Raw genomic sequence first — 24,555 nt, forward strand, 5'->3', positions numbered from 1 at the left:
TGGGGTGTCTGTGTTTCGGACTCTTGCTGCTGGGCCTCGCCGCATGCGGCATGGAGGTGGACGCGCCGGAAGCGGCACCGGGGCGGCAGTCGTCCGCGCGGCGGGTATCTCCCATGCGCTGGCGCTGCGTTCGGACGGCACGCTGTGGGGCTTCGGCTTCAACACGGAAGGCCAGCTCGGCAGTGGCCTCCCCGTCCATGCCCCCCCTGCGCTCCCAGCTCTACGGAGAGCGTCGTGAGGCCCGCGGTCCGGAGCGCGGAAGGCCGGGCTCAGGTGGGGGCTCCACGGCCGTCGCGCAGCCGCGCCAGCAGCTCCGCGACGACCGGCCGCACCGGGGCCTGGGTGCGCTGCACGGCATGCACCGTGTTCGTCAGCGCGGGCTTGCCCCAGCTCACCACGCCCAGGCCCCGCCCCTTCGGGATGCAGAAGCCGGGGACGACCGCGACGCCGCGCCCTTGCGCCACCCATTCCAGCACCTCCTCCAGCTCCTCGAAGTGCGCGGTGCTGTACCAGTGCGGATGGCGCCGGCCGAAGTGGTGGCCCAGCCACCGGCCCACCACGTAGTCCCCCTCGTCGTACGTGACCAGCGGCACGTCCTGGAAGTGCTCCTGCACCCGCAGGCGCCGGGCCCAGGTCCGTCCCGCGACGAGCACGAGCTGCTCTTCATGAACAGGCGTCAGCGTGAGCCGGGGGTGCACCGTGGACCGGAAGGAGAAGCCCACGTCCACCTGGCCCTCCAATACCTGACGGAAGACCTCCTCCGCGGACGGGTAGCGCAGCGTCAGCGCCCGGTGCAGCGACCCCGACTCCCGCAGCAACGGAAAGAGCACGTAGCGGCCAAAGCCAGACACCGCGGCGATCTCCAGCGGACGGTCCTCCGCGTCCCCCTGCATCACCGCCTGCACGTCCCGGGCGAAGCCGCCGAGGAACCGGAAGAGCCGGTCCGCCAGGGGCGTGGGCACGAGCCGCGCCGACCGGCGTTCGAACAGCGGCGCGCCGAGCGTCTCCTCCAGCCGTCGCAATTGATAGCTCACCGTGGGTTGGGTGCGATGCAGGCGCGCCGCGGCTTCCGTCACGCCGCGAGACTCGTAGACGGTCACGAACGTGCGCAGGAAGGGGAGGTCCGGGAAGTCCATCGAAGCTTTCTATGGATTCAGGCCGCCACTATCAATTGGCGTCCGCGCGCCTGAACGCGCACCTTGCCGGCATGTCGAAAACGCTCCCACTGCTGACGCTCGCGCTCCTCACGGCCTGTGCACGGACCGGTCCCCTTCCCTCTCCCGGTCCCTTCTCGCGTTTGCACTCCAGCCCCGAAGAGGCCGTGCAGGCGTACTTCCAGGCCTCCGACACGGGCTCCAGCCGGCTGCTGCGGTCCACGTTCCATCCGGACGTGCTCATGCACTGGGTCGAGGGGGCTGACGGCACGCCGCGGACGCGGACGCAGCTGGAGTGGTGGCAGTCATTGGATGCGGACGCGAAGGCGCCCAGGCCCGCGACCGGGCGCAGTCAGACGGTACTCGACCGCGAGGGCCCATTCGCCTTGATGGAGGCGGTCTCCCACTGGCCGGACCACACGTTCGACGACCTGCTGCTCGTCGTGGAGACACCGGTGGGCTGGCGCATCGTGGGCAAGGTGTTCCAGCGGCTCGCGCCAGGAGAAACCGCGACCGCATCGCCTTCCGCGCGGCAGGAGGTTCGCGCGGTGCTCGACGCGAAGATCGAAGCGCACGCGCTCTACAGCCACGCGCTGCTGCACCAATCACATACACCGGACTGCCTCTACTACCGCGTGCACGTGGACGGTGTGCCCTTCGCGTGGGGAACGCTGTCCGAGGCCGCGGCCCGCTACGCGGCGAACGCGGAGGCGGGCCTCCAGGACCATGAGAGCCCCTGGAACGTCCTGAAGGTGGAGATCCGGGGCAACGTGGCCGCCGCGAAGCTGGAGGTCCGCGTCGGAGGCGTGCGCTTCATCGACCACCTGCTGCTGGTGCGCACCGGCGGGCAGTGGCGAATCTCCGTCGCGGCCTGGGGCAATCCCATTCCCCCCACGTGAGGCGCGTCAGGCCAATGCCTCCAGCGCGGTGATGGCCTGGGCCAGCAGGCGCGTGAACGGGAGGTCGTCCTGACGCTGTCCCTCCAACGCACGCAGCGCCGGGAGCAGTGACGGCTCTCCCAACGCTCCGGCGGCCTCCACGAACTCCAGGCGGACGCGCGAACGGCGGAGGACCTTGCGCAGCGGCTCCAGGGTTCGCGAGTCCCTGCGCAGCGCGAGCAGGAGAACGGCTTCGGCCCGGAGCGCCGGACTCACGTCGTCCATGCGGCGCACGAGCAGGTCCCGGAGCCCGGGCGTATCGACCTCCGGAGGCAGCGTCCGCAGGTGGGCCAGCGCCAGGCCTCGGACGCCTTCATCCGGGTCGTCCAAGAATCCGAGCAGCGCGGGCAGCGGCTCCTCACCGGGCGACTTCAGGAGGCTCAGCAGCACCGCGCCCCGGACCCGGGCGGAGGAATGGTCCCGCAGGGGTTCAATCGCTCGCGGCACGCGCGAGTCCCCCAGGTGCCCCAACCCCAGGATGAGTGCATGCAGGACCTGCGCGTCCTGTTCTTCGAGGAGCAGCGGCAGCATCCGGTCCGCGGCGCGTGAACGCACGCCGGAGGGCTGTTCGAGCTGCGCCAGGATGTCGGCGCCCCGTGCCCGCTCCCTGGGATGGGCTGAGCGCAGCAGCACGCTGCCGGCGGTGAGGACTTCCTCCCCATCCCTGCGGCGCAGGGCGTAGATGGCCTCCCAAGCCTCGGAGCTTTCCGGCACGCCCCGGAGCGCCGTGGCCACCAGCGCCTCCACCGTCCGGTCATCGTCGCCTGGGTCGTGAGCCACGCGACGAGCCTCCGCCAGCGGGCCCCGGCGTGTCACGCCTGGATCGCCATTCAAGGATGCGTGTCCCTTCAAGTCCAATGCAGGAGCGCGGCTGCGATGGAGGCTCGCCAGGCGGGCCCCGGAAGTCGAGGAACGAGTTCCGCGGCCCGAAGGGCCTCCAGGAGGACACGTGCCTCGCGGAGCACCGCGACGGTGCGCCTGAGCCGGACGCCAAGGTGAGTGTCCACGGACAGGGGCGCCCGCCGGGAGTGCTTTCCCCAAACCTGTCCGACAGTCGGACAGGTTCGCACTGCCTGGGGCCCAGGCCGGCCTGGCCCGGCAGCCGCCGAGAACGATGTGCCCCCGCGTCCATGTCAGACCCCTCTGGTTGGATGGGCGAAGGTGGGACGAGGAGGCGGACGGTGATGGTGCGGGTAGGGCTCGTGGCGTACGTGGAGGAGCAACTCGAGCGCGAGATTTCGCTCGGGAGGCTGCCGAGGAATGGCCAGATTGGCTCGGAGCAGGTGCTGGCGCGTCGCTACGGGGTGAGCCGGGGCACCGTGCGCGAAGCGCTGCGGCGGCTGGCGGCGCGAGGCCTGGTGGTGCAGCGTCCCGGCCGGGTGACGCGTGCGGTGGCGCTGGATGAGTCGCTGACGCTGGAGAACCTGGGCCTGGCGCTGCATGACGCGCGCTCCGAGGAATGCCGGCGGCTCCTGGAGGGCTTCTTCAGCCTCAAGCGGCAGGTGCTGGTGGAGCTGCTGGCCGACTGCTGCACGAGTGCCTCCGAGAGGGATGTTCGCCAACTGGAGAACCTCTGCTACGCCCTCGGGGACGCGGCGCACTGGCATCCTGGGGAGCGCTGCGCGCAGCTGGAATTCGAGTTGCTGCGGCTGGCGGCCCAGGCGGCGGCCCGTCCCGGGCACGTGCTCCTCATTCAGTCACTGCAACGGGCCCTGAGAGGCAACGCGGCCCGGCTGCTGTCCTTCATGGGCGGCGAATCCCTGCGCCAGTGGGCCCTGTGCGCGATGCACGCCCTGAGCGACCGCGACGCGCAGGCACTCCAGCACCAGCTGCCTGCGTTGTTGAAGGCGTGCGATGAGCGCGTGCTGGACGCCTTCGCCCCCGTCCCCCAGGAGTCTGCGTCCCCCGAGGCCCAGTGCGCCCCGAAGAACCTCCTCGAAGCCCCTGCGTCAGTCACCGGGCAGGACGATGCGTTGGAGGTACCCCCTCCGAGGAGGAGCACGGCCTCGGACGCATCGTGCCAGCCGCCGAGTCCCCCGGGCCAGGCGGGCTGCGCTCCCCCGGAATCTCCGTTGCTCAATCACCAGGACACCCTGCTTCGGGTGCCGCCACGGCCCTTCGCTTCTTCCATCGTCCCTGAAGATCAGGACGTCCTTCCCTGTGCGGATTGCCTCGGACGTATCCACTCGATCCGTGAGTTCCTGGCAGCTTCCCTAGTCGCGGAAGAAGGACGCCTGCTGGAAGCGCAGGCCCGCGAGGATCTGCTCGACCCGCGCGTCGGAGAGCGCCCCGATGCGCTCACCGAGCCGGGCCTTCTCGACCGAGGACACCTGGGACACGACCACGACGCTCCGCTTCGCCAGGTGGCCCTCGCCCTCTTCGAGCAGCACGTTGCCGGGCTCGCCCGCCTTCTTCAGATTGGAGGTCAGCGCGCACACGATGACGGTGTGGATGCGGGAGCGGTTGAAGACGTCGTCCTGGATGACGACGTGGGGGTGGGCGATGGCCGGGACGGAGCCGCGCGCCTCGTCCGGCTCGCACCAGAACAGGTCGCCTCGGCGGATGGTCTTGGGGACCGTGCTCATGCGCCGGGTTGTCCCACACGGTGTCGAATGGCGGCAATCCTTCCCCGGCCCGCGCGTTGATTGTAGGCAGGGCGCGCAGTCAGGCTCCGAGGAGAATCACCATGCGGTCCGTGTTCCGGGATGGCGAAGGGCACTTGCGCAACGGATGGAAGGCCCTGGGCTTCCTCGTGCCGACGTTCTTCCTGGTGGGCCTGCTGCTCTGGGGCTGGACGCTGCTGCCCGCGGCCGTGAAGCCGTTCGTGCCCCACCCCTTCCTCGCGTTCCTGGGGGTGATGATCGGGACCCTGGGAGCCCTGCGGCTCGAGCGCCAGCCGCTGGCGTCGCTCGGCATCTCCGTGGGCCGGGGCCCGGCCCGCCACCTGGGCGCGGGGGTCCTGGGCGGCATGGTGCTGGTGGGGCTCGTGGCGGTCTGCGGCTGGGCGGCCGGTGGCTACCACCTGGAGCGCGCCGGGAGTCCCCAGGTGACCGCGGTCGTGAAGGCGGCCTGGCTGATGCTGGGCGTAGGCCTCTTCGAGGAGGCACTGTTCCACGGCTACTTCTTCCAGCGCATCATCCGGGGCCTGGGCACCTTCTGGGCGCAGGTCATCGTGTCCCTCGTCTTCTGCCTCGCTCACCCCTTCAACACCCAGATGGAAGTCCCCACGCGCATCGTCGCGATGCTCACCACCTTCCTCGCGGGCTGGATGCTGGGCCTGTGCTACCTGCGCACGCGGCACCTCGCGTTGCCGGTCGGCGTGCACATGGGCTGGAACTGGTTCCTGAGCGTGATGGGCTTCGGCGTGAGCGGCAATGAGTCCCACGGCTGGTGGACGCCCGTCTTCCACGGCCGCCCGGAATGGCTCTCGGGCGGCGCCTATGGTCTGGAGGCGTCTGTCTTCAGCGTCGGGGTCCTCGCGCTGGCCGTCGTCGGCCTGACGCGCTGGAAGGGTTCGGCCGCGCGGGACGGCCACCTTCAGCGGGAGGACCCCTCCCTGGCGAGCAATGCGTAGTGGAACACGTCGCCCCAGGCGCACCGCTACTCGCGCGACGGCAGCGGCGGTCCCGGGCGCGGGGTGTACACGTTGGCGCTCACGGAGCGCGCCGCCGCGGTGATGCCAATCAGGCTCTCCGCGTGCCCCAGGAAGAAGTAGCCCGTCTCCGGCAGCCGTGACAGCAGCCCCTGGATGACGCGCGTCCGGGCCTCCGCGCCGAAGTAGATGAGCACGTTGCGGCAGAAGATGATGTCGAACGGCCCCATGGGCCAGGTGGCCGGCGCGTGCAGGTTCGCGCGGGCAAAGCGCATGAACTGGCGCAGCTCCGGGCCCGCCGTCATCAGCCCCTCCTGGGTGCGCACGCCCTTCAGCATGTACTTGCGCAGCAACACCGGAGGAATGGTCCGGGCCCGCTCCAGGCTCCAGAGGCCCTCCTCCGCGCGCTTCACCGCCCAGGTGGACAGGTCCGTGGCGACGACCTCCAGGCTCCATCCGGAGCCCTTGGGGAACGCCTCCAAGAGCTCCATCGCCAGCGAGTAGGGCTCCTCCCCCGTGGAGCACCCGGCGCTCCAGACGCGGATGCTCCGGGGCCGCCGGCCCTGCGCCGCCTGGGCGCCCCACTCCGGGAAGACGTGGTCGCGCAGCAGGTCGAAGTGCCGGGGCTCGCGGAAGAAGGACGTCTCGTGCGTGCAGAGGCTGTCGAGCATCCGCACCTTCTCCGCCTCGTTCCCCCGCGTGGTGACGTACGCGTGGTACGCGGCGAAGGACGTCAGCCCCAGCTCCCGCATCCGCCGCGACAGCCGGTTCGCCACCAGCGCGCTCTTGGCCGACGACAGGTGGATGCCGGCCTCCGCCTCCACCAGATGCTGGAACAGCGCCAGCTCCGAGCGCGACAGCGCCGGAGGCAGCGCGGAGGGCCAGGGGTCCTGCCCGCTCATCTCCTCACCCGTTGCCCGGCGCTTCCGGAGCCGGCGGCGCCGCCGGAGCCTGGGACGGCGCGGGGGGCGGGGCCTCTTCGGAGGCGGCCGTCAGCTTGAGCAGCTCCTCCAGCGACAGGAGCCGGTCCAGGTCCAACAGCAGGATGAACGCGTCGTTGTGGCGGCCCATGCCCCGGAGGAACTCCAGCCGCACGCGCGTGCCGAAGGCGGGGGGCGGCTCGATGTCCGCGGGGCCCAGCTCCAGCACCTCGCGCACGGTGTCCGTGAGCAGCCCCAGCACCGTCTGCTGGCCGTCGAGCGCCACCTCCACGATGACGAAGCAGGACCAGCGGGTGATGGGCCGGGGCGGCAGCCCGAACTTCACCGCCAGGTCCACGACGGGCACCACGCTGCCGCGCAGGTTGATGACGCCCTGCACGGCCGCGGGCATGCCCGGCACGCGCGTGACGGGGCGGTATTCGATGATCTCCCGCACCCGCAGGAGGCCCACGGCGTACTCCTCGCCCGCGAGCATGAAGCTCAGGTAGCTGGACCTGCCGCCGCCCGGTTCGCTGGATGGGTTCATGGTGCGCGCGCCTCCCTAGAACCGCTGGAAGTCATGGGGGGCCGGCGCTTCCGCGCCGTTCTGGAGCCGGGACAGCGCCGTGGGCGTGGACGCGCCGAGCGCCCCCTGCGCCGCCGCCTGGAGTCCCCGCGCGGGCGAGGCCGGCAGCCGGGGCGCCGGAGCGCGCGGCGCGGCGTGGTGGTTGAAGCTCAGGCCCTCCGTGAGCCGGAAGAAGGTCATCATCTGCAGGAGGGACTCCGCCTGGGTGGCCATCTCCTCCGCGGTGGAGGACAGCTCCTCCGCGGCGGACGCGTTGCGCTGGGTCACCTGATCCACCTGCGTCATGGCGCGGTTCATCTGCGACACGCCGACGGACTGCTCGCGCGAGGCGTTGGTCACCTGCTGCACCAGCTCCGACGTGCGGCGGATGGCGGGCACCAGCTCCGACAGGAGCTGGCCGCTTCTCTCGGCGACCTTCACGCTGGAGGTGGCCAGGCCGCCAATCTCCTTCGCGGCCTTCTGGCTGCGCTCCGCCAGCTTGCGCACCTCCGTGGCGACGACGGAGAAGCCCCGGCCGTGCTCACCGGCGCGCGCGGCCTCCACGGCGGCGTTCAGCGCGAGCAGGTTCGTCTGGTAGGCGATCTCCTCCACGATGGAGATGCGCTCCGCGATGGCGTTCATCGCCTCCACGGTCTCCTTCACCGCGCGGCCGCTCTCCTCCGCGTCGCGGGCGCCCTTGAGGGCCGTCTGCTCCATCTCCCGGCTGTTCTCCGAGTTCTGGCGGATGCTCACGTTGAGCTGCTCCAGGCTGGCGGTGGTCTCCTCCACGGAGGCCGCCTGGGAGCTGGTGCCCTGCGACAGGCCCTGGGCGGCGGACGCCACCTGGAGGGACGCGGAGGACAGCGAGCCCGCGGCACCGCGCACCTCGCTGATGACGCCCGACAGCCGCTGGATCATGTCCCGCATGCTGCCCATCATCCGGCCCGTCTCGTCGGTGCCCCGGGCGGTGATGTTCGCGGTGAGGTCGCCCGCCGTCACCTGCGCCGTCACCTGCACGGCCTCCGCCAGCGGCTGCACGATGCTGCGGGTGAGGAAGTAGGACAGCAGGGCCGCGAGCACCACGCCCAGGACGCCGCCGGTGATGATGGTGTTGTACAGGTCCTCCACCATGCCCGCGGTGCGGGCGGAGCGCTCGCCCAGCAGGGCCGTCTCGTCGTCCGCCAGCTTGGTGAGCTGCATCCGGATGCGGTCCGCGGTCTGCTTGCCGCGCGCGGACTGCTCCACCGCGATGAGCTGCGCCAGCTCCCCGCGACCCGCGGTGACCTCGCGGCGCTGGGCGATGAGCGGCTCCAGGTGCTGGGTGATCCACTGCTGCAACAGGTCGCGGATCTCCTGCTGGCGCTCCTGCTGGCGGTGGTCGCTCTGGGTGAGCTGGCGGATGTTGTCCAGGCTCTGCGTCACGCTCAACCGGGCCATGCTGTAGGGCTCCAGGAACTTGTCGTCGCCGGTGATGAGGAAGCCGCGCTGCCCCGTCTCCAGGTCGGCCATGTCCCCCTCCAGGGTGCGCACGGCGATGAGCACCTTCTGGCTTTCGGTGTCGCCCAGGGCGGTGACGGAGACCTTGATGATGGTCGTGTACACCACCACGACCAGCGCGATGATGATGGCGACCATCGCGCTGAAGGCGAGCGTCAGCTTCGCCGTGATGCTCAGGTTGTTGAACATGATGACTCCGGTACGGCGACTGACTGCTACGACGCCCGGGGGGCGTTCGCGGGGGAAAGGGGTTCCAGGGGGGCGGGAGGACTGAGCGCGGCTTCGGAGGCGTGGAGGATGGCCCTGCGCACCAGCGCGGGCGTGTCCAGCAGGAGCCCCACCCGGCCATCCCCCAGGATGGTGGAGCCGGAGATGCCGGGGATGCCCTGGAAGAGGCGCCCCAGGGGCCGGATGACGCGCTGGCCTTCTCCCTGGAGCTCATCCACCGCCAGCCCGATGACGCCGTCCGGGTGCTTGAGGACGACCACGTTCTCCCGGGCCGGCGTGCCGCCTCCCAGGGAGAAGACCTGACGCAGCCGCAGGTACGGCAGCGGCTGGCCGCGCAGGGACAGCACGCCGGAGGCCTCCGACGTGCGCTCGTCGGCGGGGACCTCCATGCACTCCTGCACGCCCTCGATGGGGACGACGTACACCTGGTCCCCCACGCCCATGGCGAAGCCCTGGATGACGGCGAGCGTGAGCGGCAGCCGCAGCGTCAGCGTGGTGCCCTGCCCCTCCTGGCTCTGGATGGCGACGGACCCGCGCAGGGCCTCGATGTCCCGGCGCACCACGTCCATGCCCACGCCGCGGCCGGACAGCTCCGTCACCTCGGTGGCGGTGGAGAAGCCGGGCTCGAAGATGAGGCGCAGCAGCTCGTCGTCGCGCAGCCGCTCGGGCGCCGCCACCAGCCCCTTCTGCCGCGCGCGCTCGCGCACCCGTTCGCGCTGGATGCCCCGGCCGTCGTCGGACAGCTCCACCACGACGCTGCCGGCGTCATGGTAGGCCTTGAGCCGCAGGTGGCCCCGGGGGTCCTTGCCCGCCGCGCGCCGCTCGTCCGGCGTCTCGATGCCGTGGTCCAGCGCGTTGCGCAAGAGGTGGAGCAGCGGGTCGCGCAGCGCGTCCAGCACCGCGGTGTCCAGCGTGGCGTCCTCGCCCTCCAGCTCCAGCTGGGCCAGCTTCTGCTGGGAGCGGGCCAGGTCGCGCACGGTGCGCAGGTGCTGACGGAACAGCGGTCCCACCGGGACCATCCGCACCTTCATCACCTCTTCCTGGAGCGCCTCGAAGAGCGGATCCATCTCCCGCTGCTGCGTGAGGGCGTCCTCCCAGCTGGCGCCGGACTCCTCCGCGCGCGACAGGAACTGCGCCATCCGCCCGCGCGCCACGGACAGCTCCGCGGTGAGCGTGACGATGCGGTCCAGGCGCTCCAGGTCCATGCGCGCGCGGCTTCGCGCCGTGGTCCGGCCCTCCGGCAGGCGCGGCAGGCCGGTGGGGATGGGCGGCGCCTCCATGGAAGGAGCGCCCGCGACGATGCCCTCGCGCAGCCGGACGAGGTGGGTCTGGTGCACCGCCCCCAGCGAGTCCACACCCGCGAGCGAGGCCCGGGACAGGTCGCGCAGGTGGTCCACCGCGCCCAGCAGCAGCGACACCCGCGTCTCGTCCGGCTCGAGACGCCCGTCAATCAGGGCCTGGAGGAGATCCTCGACGCCGTGCGTGTAGTCCGTCACGGCCTGGAAGCCGAGCGACGCCGCCGCGCCCTTCAGCGTGTGGGCCCCGCGCAGGATGTCCTGGAGCAGCCCGTCCGCCGGAGAGACCTCGAGCGCGATGAGGTTCTCTTCCATGGAGGCGACCAGGCCCTCCGCTTCATCCGCGAAGACGGCCAGCACCTTCTGCCATTCCGCGGCGGTCTCCGAAGAGATGTCCCCCGGACCTGTCGTCACCATCCGCCCCACGAGCCCAAGGGAGCAAGCACACGCATGCAGACAGCGGGAGGGGCCTTCAGCAACAGCGACACGCGCCCCCCTTCCTCAAGCTGCAAGGCATTGCCATGAAGGTGGGCCGACCCCCAGGCGAGAAATCAATCGAGAAGTCAACAATATCGAAATAAACAAAAAGACACAACCTGACCGGTGATTTCACGCACCGTTGGAATCAGCAGGAAAGCGAGGGCTGCCGACAAGCAGGACCTCTCAGGTCGGACGGGAGATACGCCCGACGAGAGTATGTCTCGCCTGTCGTGAGTTACATGTTTCAATCCCATCCATACCCAACACAGTGCGTCTCATCCGTTCGTCCAAGACATCGCACTCGGGCTCCGGGGTGATGTGGACCCTCGGGTCCGTGCGCGACGCTTCCCCCGCGCACGTCGAACAACCGGAGGTGCTGCATGCCCAGCGTCATCGTGGTGGGAGGGGGCGTCGCCGGCCTGACGGCGGCGCACGAGCTGGTGGAGCGAGGCTTCGAGGTCCACGTCCACGAGACGCGGACGACCTGGGGTGGCAAGGCCCGCTCGCAGCCGGTGCCCGGCACCGGGACGGAGGGGCGGCGAGACCTGCCTGGCGAGCACGGCTTCCGCTTCTACCCGCGCTTCTACCGCCACGTCATCGACCAGATGCAGCGCACGCCCGCGGTGCCCGGCGCGGCCACCCCCACCGTCGACCAGCACCTCCGGGCCACGACGGAGAGCGCCATCGCGATGGTCGACGAGGACACGTGGTACCGCCTTTCGCGCCGCAAGCTCGACAAGCCTTACGACGTCCTGGAGGCGCTGGAGCTGTTCTTCCAGAAACTGGACATCGACACGGCTGACAGCAGCCTGCACATCCTCAAGATCCTGCAATTCCTTTCATCCAGTGACGCTCGCCGGTTTGGCCAGTATGAGCAGCTTTCCTGGTGGGACTACTGCCAGGGGGATTTGTACTCGCCGAAGCTCCAGCGGCTGCTGCGGGCCGTCCCCCGCACGATGGTCGCCATGGATCCGAAGCGGGGCTCCGCGCGGACGATTGGCACCATCGCCATGCAGCTCATCCTCGACTTCGCGCAGAGCGGGGTGAACAACGACCGGACGATGGGCGGCCCCACCAGCCAGATGTGGCTCGACCCCTGGGTCGCCCACCTGCGCTCACTGGGCGTGCAGTTCCACGCGGGCGTGCCCTGCACCGGGTTCGACCTCGCGGAGGGGCGCATCCGCCGCGCCTGCTTCGCCAACGGCGAGTTCCGCGCCGCGGACCACTACGTGCTCGCGGTGCCCCTGGAGGCGGCGCATGCGCTCATCACCCCGGAGCTGGCCGCGTTGGATCCGGCCCTGGCGCGGCTGCGCGCGGCGGACGTGGAGCAACTGGTGTCGTGGATGGTGGGGATCCAGTTCTTCCTCTACGAGGACGTGCCGCTGGTCCGGGGCCACACCTTCTATCCGGACTCGCCGTGGGCGCTGACGTCCATCTCGCAGCCGCAGTTCTGGCGCGAGCTGGGGCTGTTCCGGCGCCAGTTCGGGGATGGGCAGGTGGGCGGCCTGCTGTCCATTGACATCTCGGATTGGAACACGCCCGGCACGTTCGTGCCGAAGCGCGCGAAGGACTGCACGCCGGAGGAGATCAAGACGGAGGTCTGGGGACAGCTCAAGGCGGCGCTCAACGGCCGGGGCGCGGAGGAGCAGGTGCTGACCGACGAGCTGCTGCACTCCTTCCACCTGGACGCGGACCTGGACTACGCCAGCGGGCTGCCGCCGCGCAACACGTCCGGCCTGCTGGTCCATCCGCCGCGCTCCTGGGAGCTGCGTCCGGAGGCCGCCAGCGCCATTCCCAACCTCTGCCTCGCGGGGGACTACGTCCGCACGCACACGGACCTGGCCTCCATGGAGGCGGCGTGCGAGGCGGGCCGCCGCGCCGTCAACGCCATCCTCGACCGGACGCACTCCCAGGCCCGCCGCGCGGACATCTGGCCCCTGGAGGAGCCGGCGTGGCTGGAGCCGTGGAAGCGCCTGGACGCGGTGCTGTGCCAGCGCGGACGGCCGCACCTGTTCGAGCTGCTCGGCCTGCGCACCGCCCACCAGGCCGCGGACGTGCTGCGCCGGTTCGCGGCCGTCACGGGCCTCACCGACATCGACGACTGGATGGACCAGTTCCGCGTCAGCGGCATGGTGGACACGCTGCTGGCGCGGCTGGGCATCCGCTGAGCGCCGTGCCGGCGCGCGGGCTACTGCCCGGGCTACTGAAGGGTCGGCTGCGCGGGTTCCTCCTGCTTGCCGGTCCGGGCCTGGGCGTACTCCTCCGCGCCGGTGAAGTCGACGACGCGGCAGGGCTCATCGCCCACGACCCAGGCGTCATGGCCTGCCGGGACGAAGGCGACGTCGCCCGGCTCCAGGTCCAGCTCCTGGCCGTCGCGCATTTGAATGTGCATCCGGCCGGACAGGACGCTGAGCGTGTGGACCACCTCGCAGCTCTCCGTGCCCGCGATGGGCTTCACGTCCTTCGACCATTGCCAGCCGGGTTCGAAGTAGCCCCGGCCGATGGTGAGCGCTCCCAGGTTCAGGATGGCGGCCTCTCCGTGTGCGACGAAGGGCCGGCGCTCGTCCGCCTCGTTGGCCTTCTTGATGATGGCGCGTGCCATGGTGCAATCCCTCCAGGTGAATGGGTCCCAGGGGAAAAGCTGGGGGCCGCGCGCGCCGGAGGAAAGGGTTTGAGCGCGGACACGGTGGTGGACCCGGGCACGGGGTGTAGCGCCCGTCCCCACCTCCGTACCTTCGTGCCGCGGCAGCCAATCCGCGTCACAAGGGAGTAGAGCCATGCGCCTTCCGTCGCGCCTTGCCCTGTGGGCATGTCTGGTCATCGCGCAGGGATGCCGCACGCACCCCGAGCCGCCTCCCGCGCCGCCGCCCACGCCGCCCACCGCCACCGCCCGGCCGCTCCACCTGGCGAAGCCGGAAGCCATCGAGTTCGAGTTCGGACGGGCCCAGGCCACCGCCTGCAATTGCTTCAAGGCGGATGCCACCGCGAAGGAGGGGGGCGCGTGCGCCACGCCCCGCTTTGGCGCGTACCTGCTCGCGCTGACGTGGGCGCCCACCTTCTGCCGGACCCACCCGGACAAGGAGGAGTGCGAGCACCTGGAGGGCACCTTCGGCGCGACGCACCTCACCATCCACGGGCTGTGGCCACAGTTCACCGACGAGGAGGCGCGGGAGCTGAACTGCACCTATCCGGCGTACTGCGGCGGGCTCTGCGAATGCCGGGGCGGCAACGCGCCTTCACGGTGCTTCCCCGACCCCGCCACGATTCCACCCGCCATGGGCACCTACGGCCCGGGCTTCGTCACGGACAACTTCTTCCTCGCGAACCACGAGTGGCCCAAGCACGGCAGCTGCACGGGGATGGATGCCCGGACCTACTTCCAGAGCAACATCGACGCGCTGCTGTCATTGCCGGGCGACCAGGGGACGCCGGCCGCGCTCACGGACAACGTCGGTCGCGGCGTGGCGCTGGAGGAGCTGCGCGCGTCGTTCGGCCAGGCGGACAGCGTCGCCTTCGCGTGCGATCCAGGCTGCAACCTGACCGAAGTGGGCGTCTGCTTCTCGGTGGATGATCAGCGGCGGCCCGCGGCGCGCATGACGTGTCCGAAGAACGTGACCAGCGGCGCCACCAACAGCTGCGTGGGCAATGGCTCACAGCCCCGCTGCCCCACCGTGAAGATTCAGGCCGCGAAGCCCTTCGACCCCGGCGGCGGACCGTCCACCACCTGCGGGCAGCCGGGCCAGGGCCCCGCGTGCACGAATGATCAGCTCTGCCAGAACCAGGGCTGGGTCCGCTGCGCGCGCTCCGGGTGCTGCACCACCGTGCCCAAGCGCTGAGGGCCCGGCGTCAGGCCACGGCCTGGAGGTCGGCGTCGCGCGGCACCTTCGCGGCGGCCACGCGCACGACCTCCGGATCCGCGCCTTCCTTGTGGGCGTTCTCGCTCAGGTGCCGGCGCCAGGCGCGCGCGCCGGGCAGGCCCTGGAAGAGGCCCAGCATGTGCCGGGTGATGGCGCCCAGCGGCGCCCCCTGGCTCAGCTGCGTCTCGATGTACGGCAGCATCGCGTCCACTACCTCGTGCCGCGTGAGGGGCGCCTGCGTGCTTCCGAAGAAGCGCCGGTCCGCGTCCGCCAGGAGGTACGGGGATTCATAGGGCGCGCGGCCCATCATCACGCCGTCCACGCGGCCCAGGTGCTCCGCCGCCGCGTCCAGCGTCTTGATGCCGCCGTTCAGGGTGATGTCCAGGTGCGGGTACTCGGCCTTGAGCCGGTGCACCAGCTCGTAGCGCAGGGGCGGCACGTCCCGGTTCTCCTTGGGGGACAGGCCCTGCAGCCACGCCTTGCGCGCGTGCACGATGAAGCGCGTGCAGCCCGCCGCGGAGACGCGCCGCACGAAGTCCTCCAGCGTGGGCCACTCCTCCATGTCGTCGATGGCGATGCGCGACTTCACCGTCACCGGGATGCGCACCGCTTCGCGCATGGCGGCGACCCCGCGTGCCACCAGGTCCGGCTCCGCCATCAGGCACGCGCCAAAGCGGCCGGACTGCACGCGGTCGCTGGGGCAGCCGACGTTGAGGTTGATCTCGTCGTAGCCCCACTCCTCGCCGATGCGCGCGGAGGCGGCCAGGTCCGCGGGCTCCGAGCCGCCCAGCTGGAGGGCCACCGGGTGCTCGGCGGGCGTGAAGCCCAGCAGGCGGTCGCGCTTGCCGTGGAGCACCGCGCCCGTGGTCACCATCTCCGTGTAGAGCAGCGTGTGCCGGGAGATGAGCCGGAAGAAGTACCGGCAGTGCCGGTCCGTCCAGTCCATCATCGGCGCGACACACAGCGGCATGGGGTAGGCCAGGGCAGTCATCGCCCTACCCATATCCGGACTCCCGCCGTCCGCCCAGGGTCTCCCGAGGCCCCCTCCGAAGGCAGGCGGGCGACCGGGCCTGGCGGGCTCTATGCTCGCGGGCCATGTCCCCTGCCCCGCCCTGGCTTCCCGCCGTCCGGAACAACGCGGACTGGTGTGATGCGGTCTGCCGCGCCCATGGCCGCCCGGGCTGCTTCGAGCACGGCCTGTGGCTCAACCCCGCGCCGGTGCCGGCCTTCTATCCCAACGCCGTCACGCTCACGGCGGACGGCCAGGAGCGCACCCTCGCGCTCCTGGCCCGCCTGGAGCTGCCGGGCCGCTGGGGCGTGAAGGACAGCTTCGCGACGCTGGACCTGGCCGCGCACGGCTTCGACCCGCTGTTCGAGGCCCGGTGGATCCACCTGGACGCCACCGCGCCCGTGCCGGAACCGGCCTCGGGCCTGGCGTGGCGCACGGTGCGGACACCGGACGAGCTGGAGGCCTGGGAGGCGTCATGGAGCGGGCTGCCCGAGGGAGCGCGGCCCGCCCCCGGTGCGCGCGTGTTCCCTCCCGCGCTGCTCCAGGAGGAGGGCGTCGTCTTCCTCGCGGCGGGAGCCGGAGCCCGCCCGGTGGCCGGAGGCATCGCGTCCCTCGCCTCGGGGGTCGTCGGACTGTCGAACACGTTCCGGGCCGAAGGCGCGCCCTCCGCGCTGGACGCGGAGCTGCTCGCGCGGATCCGCGCCCGCTTCCCGGGGCAGACCCTCGTGGGCTACGAGCACGGCGAGGCGCTCGACACCTGGTGCGCCCTGGGCTTCGAGCCCGGCGGGCCGCTGCGGGTGTGGCTCAAGCGGGAGGGCTGAGCACCACGCCCTGCTCCGCGAGCCACCCGTCCACCAGCCGCTGGCCGGCGTCCGTCAGCGTGAAGCCCAGCCCGGCCCACTGCTGGCCGTTGAGCATCACCACCTGCCCCAGCGCGCGGGCGAAGGCCACCTCCGGCGCGGCGTGCTTGAGCAGCGCGCCCGCGTAGTGGTGGAGGAACAGGTCGAAGTTCTTCGCGAAGTCCGGGTGCCCGGGCAGCGAGTCGCTGCGCGTGTCCGCCGCCACGTCATACGCCTGGATGAACGCGCCGAAGCCCAGCACCTCCACCAGGAACGCGTGCATCCGCGCCTGCCCCCGCACCCGGCCGGGCAGCCACCGCTCCGGCCCCGCCGACGTCTGGAAGGTCCACAGCCCCCGTTGACGCGTGGCGGCGAACGGCAGGCCCCCACCTCCCTGCCGCTCAAGCCGGGCCACGCGGCGGTGCACCCGTGAAGGTGTCGCCTCAGAACGCGCGGGAAAGTAGACGATGACCGCCGGGGCCGAGCGGGCGCAGTTCATGGGGGACATGACTCCAGGAGGGGGACACCTGCACCGGAATTATCCGGCGTCAGCGCCCAGGAGTTGCTTCCCGGCCAACGCTTTTCAGGGACCGCCGGGCGAGGGCCCGGCGAGCGCCTCCACGGCCTCGGGGAGCGTGCCCCGCTCGAGCGCGGCCTGGAGGGTGGCCAGCTGGGCGGCCACCACCGCGCGTGACACCTTCGCGCCCGCGCCGTCGCGCACCAGCAGCTCCAGGGTGGCCTGCGCCAGCAGGAGCGGCAGCGTGGTGAAGGCGAGCACGTCCCGGGGCGCCCCGGCCAGGTGCAGGGCCCGCACGTAGCGCGCGGCCGCGACCAGGTCCTCGCCCGCGAGCCGCTCCACGTCCTGGAGCTGGACGCCCGCCGGCAGCCACACGCGGCCCTCCTTCCGGTCCTGCCGCGCGTCCTTGAGGATGTTGACCAGCTGGAGCCCTTCGCCGAACAGCGGGGCCAGCGAGCGCAGGTTCGGCGCGTACGGCGCGAGGCGCGGGTCCAGGACGAACAGGTCCGTGAGCAGCTCGCCCACCAGTCCCGCCACGATGTAGCAATAGTCACGCAGGGACTGGAGCGACTCCAGTTGCAGCAGCCCGCCCTCGGAGGCGCCGGCCAGCACCTGCCCCATGCCCTGCACCGTCTTCAGCACGAAGTGGCGCAGGATGGCGCCGGCCTCCGGGCGCAGCGCGTCCAGGCTGGCCAGCAGCGTGGGGGTGCTCGCGAGCAGGTCCAGGTAGCCCGCGTTCTCGGTGGGACGGCGCGACAGCCACTCGCGCGACAGCGCCTCGGCGTCCACGCCCGGGGTCTCCTGGAGCAGCGACGCGAAGGCGGCCAGGGCCTGCCGCCGCTCGTCGCGCGTCCAGGGCGCGGCGTCCTCCAGCGTGTCGGCGACGCGCAGGAGCAGGTAGCCCAGGCCCACCTCGCGGCGCAGCGGCTCGTCGAGCAGCGGGATGGCGAGCGCGAACGTGCGGCTGGTCCGCTCCAGGAAGTCCGCCAGCTCGTCATCCCGGAACGGCAGGGCCGTCGCGGTGGGAGCGTCACTCAAGGAACCGTCCTCCGGGCACGGGCGCGACGTTGCCGCCCGGGGGCCCCTCACTGCCACAAGCCACCCACCGACACACGCGAGAACGTGCGAGCCCGGCGCGCGGGTCCCGCAGCGGACAGCGCGCTCCCGGATTCCCGCGCTCAGGCCCGGGCCAGAGAGCCGCTGGCGGCCCGCGCACCGGGGGACTTCCGGTGCACGGGGGCCTGGCGGGAACCTCAGGGCGCCGGAGCGACCGTCGGCTTCGGGGCCGGCTGCGCGGGGGCGGCGGGCGGCGCGACCGGGGCCGGCGCGGCCGCGGCGGGCTTCGGCTGCGGCTTCTCGTGCGACTGCAGCATCTTGCCGTTGTCGGCCGCGATGCGGCGGTACCACGCGTCCGGGTAGCGCGGGTGGCCCACCTTGCCCGTGGCGTCGCGCACGTTGCCGTCGATGTACTTCACGAGCATCTGCTCGCCCAGCTTGCGCCAGCGCGCGTGGACCTTGTCGCCCTGCTGCATGGAGTACTCGGTGAGGTACTGGCGGGCCTGCTCCGGCGTCCGCTTGTAGAGCACCTGCGCGATGCTCTCCACGTTGGCCTGATCCGCCAGGAACTGGCCCTCCAGGTCCCCCTGCGCCTTCTGCACGTCGACAATCATGTCGCTCCAGCGCCCGTAGGCCTGGTTCGACACCCAGTTGAAGACCCAGAAGGAGGAGTCCCAGGAGAAGTCCCCGCGGCTGGCCACGCCCTGCGCGAAGTTCTTCGGCACCTGCCGGATGCCCGCGTACATGGGCGTGTAGACGGTGGTGAAGGTGTCATCCACGCCGAACCAGAGCACCCCGCCGATGGCGGCCGGCAGCGACGAGCGCATCTGCGCGACGAAGGAGAAGCCCGTCTGCTGCGTGGAGATGGCGCGCTCGTGCACGTAGCTCTTGCCGTCCACGTCCCACGTCATGGGGCGCCAGCGGTAGGGCACCGCGTAGGGCCCCGCGCCCACGTCCTTGGACATGTCCAGCGGCGTGCCCTCGAAGTGGTCGCGCATGAGCGCCATGGCGTCCTGCACGGACACCTTCTTGTCCGGCTTCACCCACAGCGGCAGCCGCTTCGTCGTGTCCGCGCCGTCCGCGTACTCCACGCCCAGCTTCAGGGACGGGGCCGCGCGGCGGAAGATGCTCCACACGCGCGACTCGCTGAAGCGCTGCCCGCCGAAGTCCAGCGGGTGGTACGTGTCCGCGAAGCTGAAGTCCTTGTCCGCGCCCGTGTACCAGCCCTTCGCGCGCGCGAAGGTGATGACGTCCGGCGAGTACAGCGTGGTGGCGCTGTCGTTGAGCGGGAACTGGCGGATGCGCGCCTGGTTGGCGTGCGCGGAGATGTAGCCGTCCGGCAGCTTGCGGGCCACCCACACCGCGCCCTTCTGCCCCGCGCCCTTGCCAATCATCTCCAGGAGCCACGCCTCCTTCGCGTCGGCGATGGAGAACGTCTCACCGGTGGAGGCGTAGCCGTACTCGGCGACCAGGTCCGTCATCACCTGGATGGCCTCGCGGGCCGTCTTCGCGCGCTCCAGCGCGATGTAGATGAGCGAGCCGTAGTCGATGATGCCCGCGGGCCCCTCCAGCTCCTTGCGGCCCGAGAAGGTGGACTCGCTGATGGAGAGCTGGTGCTCGTTCATGTTGCCCACCACGGAGTACGTGGCGGCCGGCTGCTTGATGCGGCCCAGGAACTTGCCGGTGTCCCACTCCATGACGTCGCGCATGGCGCCGGCCGCGTGGCGGCGCGCGGGCGTGTAGTACAGCTCGCCGTACAGCTCGTGCGCGTCCGCCGCGTAGGTGATGAACGTGGAGCCGTCCGTCGTGGCGCCCTTCGTCACCAGCATGCTGGTGCAGGCGTCCGCGACGACGGGGGCCACGAGCACCGCCGTCAGCGGCAGCGCGGTGAGGAGGGTCGAAGGGAATCGGTTCATGGCGGCGCAATCTAGCAGGACCGTCGCCCGCTGCCCGCCCGGACAGGTTGCCCGACCCTCAGGCGCCCGGCCTCCCGCCTCGCGACGCCATGCGTGAAGCCGATGGCCGCCGAGCGCCCGGCTACTTCCTGGCCCTCACGCTCGATGGCACCAGCCCCGCCAGGACGCTAGGGTTGGCTTTTCCCGCCCCGGGGCCTTCCCAACCCCCGGGGCGCCCCTCTGGAGGAAGCCGTGACGGAGATCGTGGTGGGCCTGGTGGTGTTCTTCGTCCTCACGGTCGTGCTCGGCCCCGCCCTGTGGAGCTCCCGCATCTGGTGGAGCAAGGCGGACCGGGAGCAGGTGAAGGACAAGTACGGCCGCCCCCAGAAGGACGCGAAGGACGCGTAGGGACGGCCGCTTGCGGTGCCCGGGGCCTGGAGCCGCTACTCGTCGTTCTGCCGCAGCGCGGCCAGGACGTTGAGGTCCTCCAGCGTGGTGGTGTCCTGCGAGGACTGCTTGCCCGCGGCCACGTCGCGCAGGAGCCGGCGCATGATCTTTCCCGAGCGCGTCTTGGGGAGCCCTTCCGCGAAGCGGATCTCATCCGGCCGCGCGATGGCGCCAATCTCCTTGCCCACGTGCACGGCCAGCTCCTTCTTGAGCGCGTCCGAGGGAGCGTTGCCCTGCTTGAGCGTCACGAAGGCGACGAGCGCCGTGCCCTTCAGGTCGTCCGGGCGGCCCACCACCGCGGCCTCGGACACCTTCGGGTGCGCCACGAGCGCGCTCTCCACCTCCGCGGTGCCCAGGCGGTGGCCCGCGACGTTCACCACGTCGTCCACGCGCCCCATCAGCCAGAAGTAGCCGTCCGCGTCCGTGCGCGCGCCGTCACCGGTGAAGTACATGCCGGGCAGCTCGCTGAAGTACGTGTTCACGTACCGCTCCGGATCCCCGTACACGGTGCGCAGCATGGACGGCCAGGGCTTCGTCACGAAGAGCAGGCCGCCCTGCCCCTTGGGCACGCGGTTGCCTTCGCGGTCCAGGATTTCGGTGTGGATGCCGGGCAGCGGGAGGGTGGCGGAGCCGGGCTTGGTGGGCGTGGCGCCGGGCAGCGGGGAGATCATGATGCCGCCCGTCTCCGTCTGCCACCACGTGTCCACGACGGGGCACCGCCCCCCGCCGATGACGTCGCGGTACCACATCCACGCCTCGGGGTTGATGGGCTCGCCCACGCTGCCCAGCAGGCGCAGCGAGGACAGATTGTGCTTCTTCACCGGCTCGTCGCCCAGGCGCATGAAGGCGCGGATGGCGGTGGGCGCGGTGTAGAGGATGGTGGCCTTGTAGCGCTCGATGATGTCCCAGAAGCGGTCCGGCCCCGGCTGCGTGGGCGCACCCTCGTAGATGATGGTGGTGACGCCGTTCATCAGCGGGCCGTAGACGACGTACGTGTGGCCCGTCACCCAGCCCACGTCCGCGGTGCACCAGTAGACGTCCTCGTCGCGCAGGTCGAACACCCAGCGCGTGGTGAGCGACGCGCCCAGCGCGTAGCCCGCCGTGGTGTGCAGCACGCCCTTGGGCTTCCCGGTGGAGCCGGACGTGTAGAGGATGAACAGCGGGTGTTCACTTTCCACCCACTCCGGCTCGCAGACGTCGGACTGGCCCTTCACCAGCGCGTCCCACGCCAGGAACCTGGGACCTTCGGGCAGCTTGCCGTCGCCGGTGCGCGTGAGGACGACGACCTTCTCGATGCTGGGGGCGTTGGGGAGCGCGGCCTCCACGTTCTTCATCAGCGGCACCACCGCGCCCTTGCGCCAGCCGCCGTCCGCGGTGAGCAGCACCTTCGCGCCCGCGTCCTTCATGCGGTCCTGGAGCGCCTCCGAGGAGAAGCCGCCGAACACCACGGAGTGCACCGCGCCCAGCCGCGCGCACGCGAGCATGGCGACCGCGGCCTCCGGCACCATGGGCAGGTAGATGCCCACGCGGTCGCCCTTCTTCACGCCCAGCGACTTGAGGCCGTTGGCCAGCCGGTTCACCTGCTGGGAAAGTTCGCCGTAGGTGATGCTCCGGCGGTCGCCCGGCTCGCCCTCGAAGAGGATGGCGGGCTTGTCCTTGAGCTTCGGCAGGTGCCGGTCCAGGCAGTTGTAGGCGAGGTTGGTCTTCCCCTCGACGAACCAGCGCGCGTGGGGCGGCTTCCAGTCCAGCACCGTCTGGAAGGGCTCCTTCCAGTAGAGCTCCTCACGGGCGCGGTCGCCCCAGTACTTGTCCGGGTCCTTCGCGGCCTCGTCCCAGAGCCGCTGGTAGTCCTCCATGCCGCGGATGTGGGCCCGCTCGGAGAACTCCCTGGGCGGGGGGAAGACGCGGGACTCGGTCAGGACCGAGACGATTTCGTGCGGGTTGGCCATGGGCGTCCCTCCAGCTTCAGCGTGGGAACAGCCCTCCTGTTGTAGGAAGCCCACTCCACTATCTCAAGGGTTCCCTTCACAGCGGGTGTTCCCCTGAACGCCGTCGAAGCGGAACCACAGCTCGCAGGTGCAGGCGGTGTTGTTGTTGGCGTCGTAGGTGAGCCGCATCTGCCCATTGAACTCGGTGGAGCACAGCGTGGTCGCGTCCAGGTGCACCTGGACCTGGTCGAGCAGGCACTCGTTGTCCCCGTCCACGGTGGTGCTGACGTTGGCCACGCTGCCGTCGGCGGTGAAGGCCTCGCCGTCCTCCAGGAAGTAGCCGAGCAGCTGCATGTTCTGCACGCCGAAGTCCGCGCGCACCACGCGTCCGGAGATTTGGAGGCTCAGCTGGAGGTTGCCCTGGAACTTCTCCAAGAGGTCGCAGTCGTCGCGCAGCGTCTCCGTGGGGATGAGCTCGTACTCGCCCTCGTTCTGGCTGTAGGGCAGGCAGCCCGCCAGGGTGGAGACCAGGACGGCGGTGAGGCAGAGGCGTCGCAGGGTAGACACGGCACGCACCATCGCCCACGGGAGGCATCCGGAACGGGCGCTCGGCGGGGGGCTTTGGGTAGAGTGCGACGCCATGCCTGAATACCGCAACCCCAAACCCACCGTGGACTGCATCATCGAGTTGTCCGGCGAGCGCATCGTGCTCATCCGCCGCGCGAACCCGCCGGTGGGCTGGGCGCTGCCGGGCGGCTTCGTGGACGAGGGCGAGCCCTTGGACAAGGCGGCCATCCGCGAGGCCAAGGAGGAGACGGGCCTGGACGTGACGCTGGAGGAACAGTTCTTCAGCTACTCGGATCCGAAGCGCGACCCGCGGCTGCACACCATTTCGACGGTGTTCATCGCGAAGGCGACGGGCGAGCCGGTGGGCGCGGACGACGCGGCGGAGGCGAAGACGTTCAGCGTGGACGCGCTGCCCAAGGACCTGTGCTTCGACCACGGCACCATCCTGTCGGACTACCTGACCTACAAGCGCACCGGGAAGCGCCGCAAGCTGTAGGCGGAAGGCGGGCCTCCACGGATGCACTACCTGTTCGTCCTCCTGGCGCTCGGGGCGCTGCTCATCGTCCATGAGCTGGGGCACCTGGTGGCCGCGCGCCTGTTGGGCGTGCGGGTGCCGCGCTTCACCGTGGGCTTCGGGCCGCCGCTCCTGTCGTTCCGGCTGGGCGGGACGCAGTTCGTGCTGGGCGCGGTGCCGCTGGGCGCGTCCGCGAACCTGCAGGGGATGAACCCGCACCGCTCCGCGGAGGAGGACACGTCGGGGTTCGGCACGCTGGGGCCGCTCAAGCGGATGGCCATCATCCTCGCGGGGCCGCTGGCGAACTACGCCGTCGCCCTGGGGCTGTTGTTCGCGCTGTACTCGTCGGGCACGCACGTGGTGGTGCCGCTGACGGTGGGCACGGTGGTGCCGGGTTCGGAGGCCGCGCGGGCGCAGCTGTTGCCCGGGGACAAGCTGGTCGCCGTGGCCGGCAAGCCGCTGGAGCGCTGGTCGGACTTCGTCACGCGGGTGGCGGACGGCGTGGGCGGACCGCTGGAGCTCTCCGTGGACCGGCACGGCGAGCCGCGCACGGTGACGGTGCGGCCCCGGGCGGACGAGCGCGGCGCGGGGCGCATCGGCGTGAGCCAGCAGTACGTGTTCCGCGAGCACGCGCCCGGCGAGGCCTTCACCCAGTCGCTGGTGCACACCGGACGCGTGGCGTCCGAGGCGCTGTCCACGCTGGGGGCGATGGTGCGCGGGCCCCAGCTCGCGGGCCGGGCCGGGCCGGGCGCGCTGATGCGCCAGGAGTCCTCCGACGTCGCGTCGTCCACTGCGTCCGGCGCGGATGCGCTGGTGCGCGCGCTGGTGGCGGCCTCCGTGGCGCTGGCGATGCTCACGCTGGTGCCGGTGCCGGGCCTGGATGGCGGCCGGGTGCTGCTGCTCGCCATCGAGGCGGTGAGTGGACGGCGCATCCCGCCCCGCGTGGAGACGGTGGCGCAGACGGCCGGGTTCCTCTTCCTGTCCATTGGCATCGTGGCCACGGCGGGAGCGGAGATCCGCCGCGCGCTGCCGCCGACGGACGCGCCGAACGTCAGCGTGAAGGCCTCCGCGGCCGCGCCTGCTGTCACGGATGCGGGCACGTCCGTGGGGGCCGCGCCGCTGGCGCCGGACGGGGGCACGGCCCGCGTCGCGGCGCCCCCGCCTCCCTGAAGCGACCGGTCGCCTGCTCCTCGGGCAGCCTTGCTGGAAGCGGAGCGCCTGTTGGATGGCAGGTGCCACCTGGATGCATTCCACCTC

General features: G+C 71.2%; 23 protein-coding genes and 1 pseudogene. 10 read left to right on the top strand and 14 right to left on the bottom strand.

The window, feature by feature from the left end; genetic code table 11:
* Positions 1-43 precede the first annotated feature (43 nt).
* Positions 44-238 (top strand): hypothetical protein, encoded by a 195-nt coding sequence (locus NR792_RS14260; RefSeq protein ID WP_375760586.1) that lies wholly within the window; start codon positions 44-46, stop codon positions 236-238.
* Positions 239-269: 31 nt separating this feature from the next.
* Here NR792_RS14260 and NR792_RS14265 read toward each other — a convergent pair whose 3' ends face one another.
* Positions 270-1,136, bottom strand: a complete 867-nt coding sequence (locus tag NR792_RS14265; protein ID WP_375760587.1) for a LysR family transcriptional regulator — start codon at positions 1,134-1,136, stop codon at positions 270-272.
* A gap of 71 nt (positions 1,137-1,207) precedes the next feature.
* Here NR792_RS14265 and NR792_RS14270 point away from each other — a divergent pair, with 71 nt between their 5' ends.
* Positions 1,208-2,053 (top strand): nuclear transport factor 2 family protein, encoded by an 846-nt coding sequence (locus NR792_RS14270; protein ID WP_375760588.1) that lies wholly within the window; start codon positions 1,208-1,210, stop codon positions 2,051-2,053.
* Positions 2,054-2,059: 6 nt separating this feature from the next.
* Here the strand turns inward: NR792_RS14270 and NR792_RS14275 are convergent, their stop codons facing one another.
* Positions 2,060-2,872, bottom strand: coding sequence for a HEAT repeat domain-containing protein (locus tag NR792_RS14275; protein ID WP_375760589.1), 813 nt, complete (start codon positions 2,870-2,872; stop codon positions 2,060-2,062).
* 404 nt (positions 2,873-3,276) lie between these two features.
* Between NR792_RS14275 and NR792_RS14280 the strand changes: the two are divergent.
* Positions 3,277-3,417: pseudogene (locus tag NR792_RS14280) on the top strand (GntR family transcriptional regulator); the annotation flags it as partial.
* Positions 3,418-4,305: 888 nt separating this feature from the next.
* Here NR792_RS14280 and NR792_RS14285 read toward each other — a convergent pair.
* Positions 4,306-4,677 (bottom strand): type II toxin-antitoxin system PemK/MazF family toxin, encoded by a 372-nt coding sequence (locus NR792_RS14285; protein ID WP_375760590.1) that lies wholly within the window; start codon positions 4,675-4,677, stop codon positions 4,306-4,308.
* Between the two features lie 101 nt (positions 4,678-4,778).
* Here NR792_RS14285 and NR792_RS14290 point away from each other — a divergent pair, with 101 nt between their 5' ends.
* Positions 4,779-5,666 carry a lysostaphin resistance A-like protein gene (locus tag NR792_RS14290; protein WP_375760591.1) on the top strand — a complete coding sequence of 296 codons (888 nt, stop codon included), beginning with the start codon at positions 4,779-4,781 and terminating at the stop codon, positions 5,664-5,666.
* A 26-nt stretch (positions 5,667-5,692) separates the two neighbouring features.
* On the opposite strand, the gene NR792_RS14295 is transcribed toward NR792_RS14290, so the two are convergent.
* From NR792_RS14295 to NR792_RS14310, 4 genes are read right to left on the bottom strand one after another with little or no spacing between them, the layout of a single operon-like run.
* A complete protein-coding gene (locus tag NR792_RS14295; protein WP_375760592.1) occupies positions 5,693-6,586 on the bottom strand; it encodes a CheR family methyltransferase in 894 nt (297 codons plus the stop codon).
* Between the two features lie 4 nt (positions 6,587-6,590).
* Complete coding sequence (locus tag NR792_RS14300; protein WP_375760593.1) at positions 6,591-7,151, bottom strand: chemotaxis protein CheW; 561 nt, start codon at positions 7,149-7,151, stop codon at positions 6,591-6,593.
* Positions 7,152-7,166: 15 nt separating this feature from the next.
* Positions 7,167-8,855, bottom strand: a complete 1,689-nt coding sequence (locus NR792_RS14305; RefSeq protein ID WP_375760594.1) for a methyl-accepting chemotaxis protein — start codon at positions 8,853-8,855, stop codon at positions 7,167-7,169.
* Positions 8,856-8,881: 26 nt separating this feature from the next.
* Positions 8,882-10,606, bottom strand: a complete 1,725-nt coding sequence (locus NR792_RS14310; protein WP_375760595.1) for a chemotaxis protein CheA — start codon at positions 10,604-10,606, stop codon at positions 8,882-8,884.
* A gap of 443 nt (positions 10,607-11,049) precedes the next feature.
* On the opposite strand from NR792_RS14310, the gene NR792_RS14315 reads away from it, so the two are divergent.
* On the top strand, positions 11,050-12,837 hold the full coding sequence (locus NR792_RS14315) for an FAD-dependent oxidoreductase (protein ID WP_375760596.1): 1,788 nt from the start codon (positions 11,050-11,052) through the stop codon (positions 12,835-12,837).
* A 32-nt stretch (positions 12,838-12,869) separates the two neighbouring features.
* On the opposite strand, the gene NR792_RS14320 is transcribed toward NR792_RS14315, so the two are convergent.
* Complete coding sequence (locus NR792_RS14320) at positions 12,870-13,271, bottom strand: cupin domain-containing protein (protein WP_375760597.1); 402 nt, start codon at positions 13,269-13,271, stop codon at positions 12,870-12,872.
* A 175-nt stretch (positions 13,272-13,446) separates the two neighbouring features.
* Between NR792_RS14320 and NR792_RS14325 the strand changes: the two genes are divergently transcribed.
* Positions 13,447-14,505, top strand: coding sequence for a hypothetical protein (locus NR792_RS14325; RefSeq protein ID WP_375760598.1), 1,059 nt, complete (start codon positions 13,447-13,449; stop codon positions 14,503-14,505).
* Positions 14,506-14,515: 10 nt separating this feature from the next.
* On the opposite strand, the gene dusA is transcribed toward NR792_RS14325, so the two are convergent.
* Complete coding sequence (dusA, locus tag NR792_RS14330) at positions 14,516-15,517, bottom strand: tRNA dihydrouridine(20/20a) synthase DusA (RefSeq protein WP_375760599.1); 1,002 nt, start codon at positions 15,515-15,517, stop codon at positions 14,516-14,518.
* Positions 15,518-15,621: 104 nt separating this feature from the next.
* Between dusA and NR792_RS14335 the strand changes: the two genes are divergently transcribed.
* The gene (locus tag NR792_RS14335; protein WP_375760600.1) at positions 15,622-16,356 is read left to right on the top strand and encodes a hypothetical protein; all 735 of its coding nucleotides are present in this window, start codon (positions 15,622-15,624) and stop codon (positions 16,354-16,356) included.
* Here the strand turns inward: NR792_RS14335 and NR792_RS14340 are convergent.
* From NR792_RS14340 to NR792_RS14350, 3 genes are all read right to left on the bottom strand, one after another.
* Positions 16,340-16,873, bottom strand: coding sequence for a hypothetical protein (locus tag NR792_RS14340; RefSeq protein WP_375760601.1), 534 nt, complete (start codon positions 16,871-16,873; stop codon positions 16,340-16,342). The two genes, NR792_RS14335 and NR792_RS14340, sit on opposite strands and share 17 nt — an antisense overlap.
* A gap of 84 nt (positions 16,874-16,957) precedes the next feature.
* On the bottom strand, positions 16,958-17,929 hold the full coding sequence (locus NR792_RS14345; protein WP_375760602.1) for a squalene/phytoene synthase family protein: 972 nt from the start codon (positions 17,927-17,929) through the stop codon (positions 16,958-16,960).
* 215 nt (positions 17,930-18,144) lie between these two features.
* Positions 18,145-19,863 carry a dipeptidase gene (locus NR792_RS14350; protein WP_375760603.1) on the bottom strand — a complete coding sequence of 573 codons (1,719 nt, stop codon included), beginning with the start codon at positions 19,861-19,863 and terminating at the stop codon, positions 18,145-18,147.
* A gap of 231 nt (positions 19,864-20,094) precedes the next feature.
* On the opposite strand from NR792_RS14350, the gene NR792_RS14355 reads away from it, so the two are divergent.
* Positions 20,095-20,250: a hypothetical protein gene (locus NR792_RS14355; protein ID WP_375760604.1), complete on the top strand. Its 156-nt coding sequence runs from the start codon at positions 20,095-20,097 to the stop codon at positions 20,248-20,250.
* Between the two features lie 35 nt (positions 20,251-20,285).
* Here the strand turns inward: NR792_RS14355 and acs are convergent, their stop codons facing one another.
* Positions 20,286-22,238, bottom strand: coding sequence for an acetate--CoA ligase (acs, locus tag NR792_RS14360; protein WP_375760605.1), 1,953 nt, complete (start codon positions 22,236-22,238; stop codon positions 20,286-20,288).
* Between the two features lie 63 nt (positions 22,239-22,301).
* Positions 22,302-22,784, bottom strand: a complete 483-nt coding sequence (locus NR792_RS14365) for a hypothetical protein (protein ID WP_375760606.1) — start codon at positions 22,782-22,784, stop codon at positions 22,302-22,304.
* A gap of 73 nt (positions 22,785-22,857) precedes the next feature.
* Here NR792_RS14365 and NR792_RS14370 point away from each other — a divergent pair, with 73 nt between their 5' ends.
* A complete protein-coding gene (locus NR792_RS14370) occupies positions 22,858-23,280 on the top strand; it encodes an NUDIX hydrolase (RefSeq protein WP_207055783.1) in 423 nt (140 codons plus the stop codon).
* Between the two features lie 21 nt (positions 23,281-23,301).
* Positions 23,302-24,468, top strand: a complete 1,167-nt coding sequence (locus tag NR792_RS14375) for an RIP metalloprotease (protein WP_375760607.1) — start codon at positions 23,302-23,304, stop codon at positions 24,466-24,468.
* Positions 24,469-24,555: the final 87 nt, after the last annotated feature.

Source organism: Corallococcus exercitus (assembly GCF_042231735.1).
GTDB classification, from domain to species: Bacteria; Myxococcota; Myxococcia; order Myxococcales; family Myxococcaceae; genus Corallococcus; species Corallococcus exercitus_B.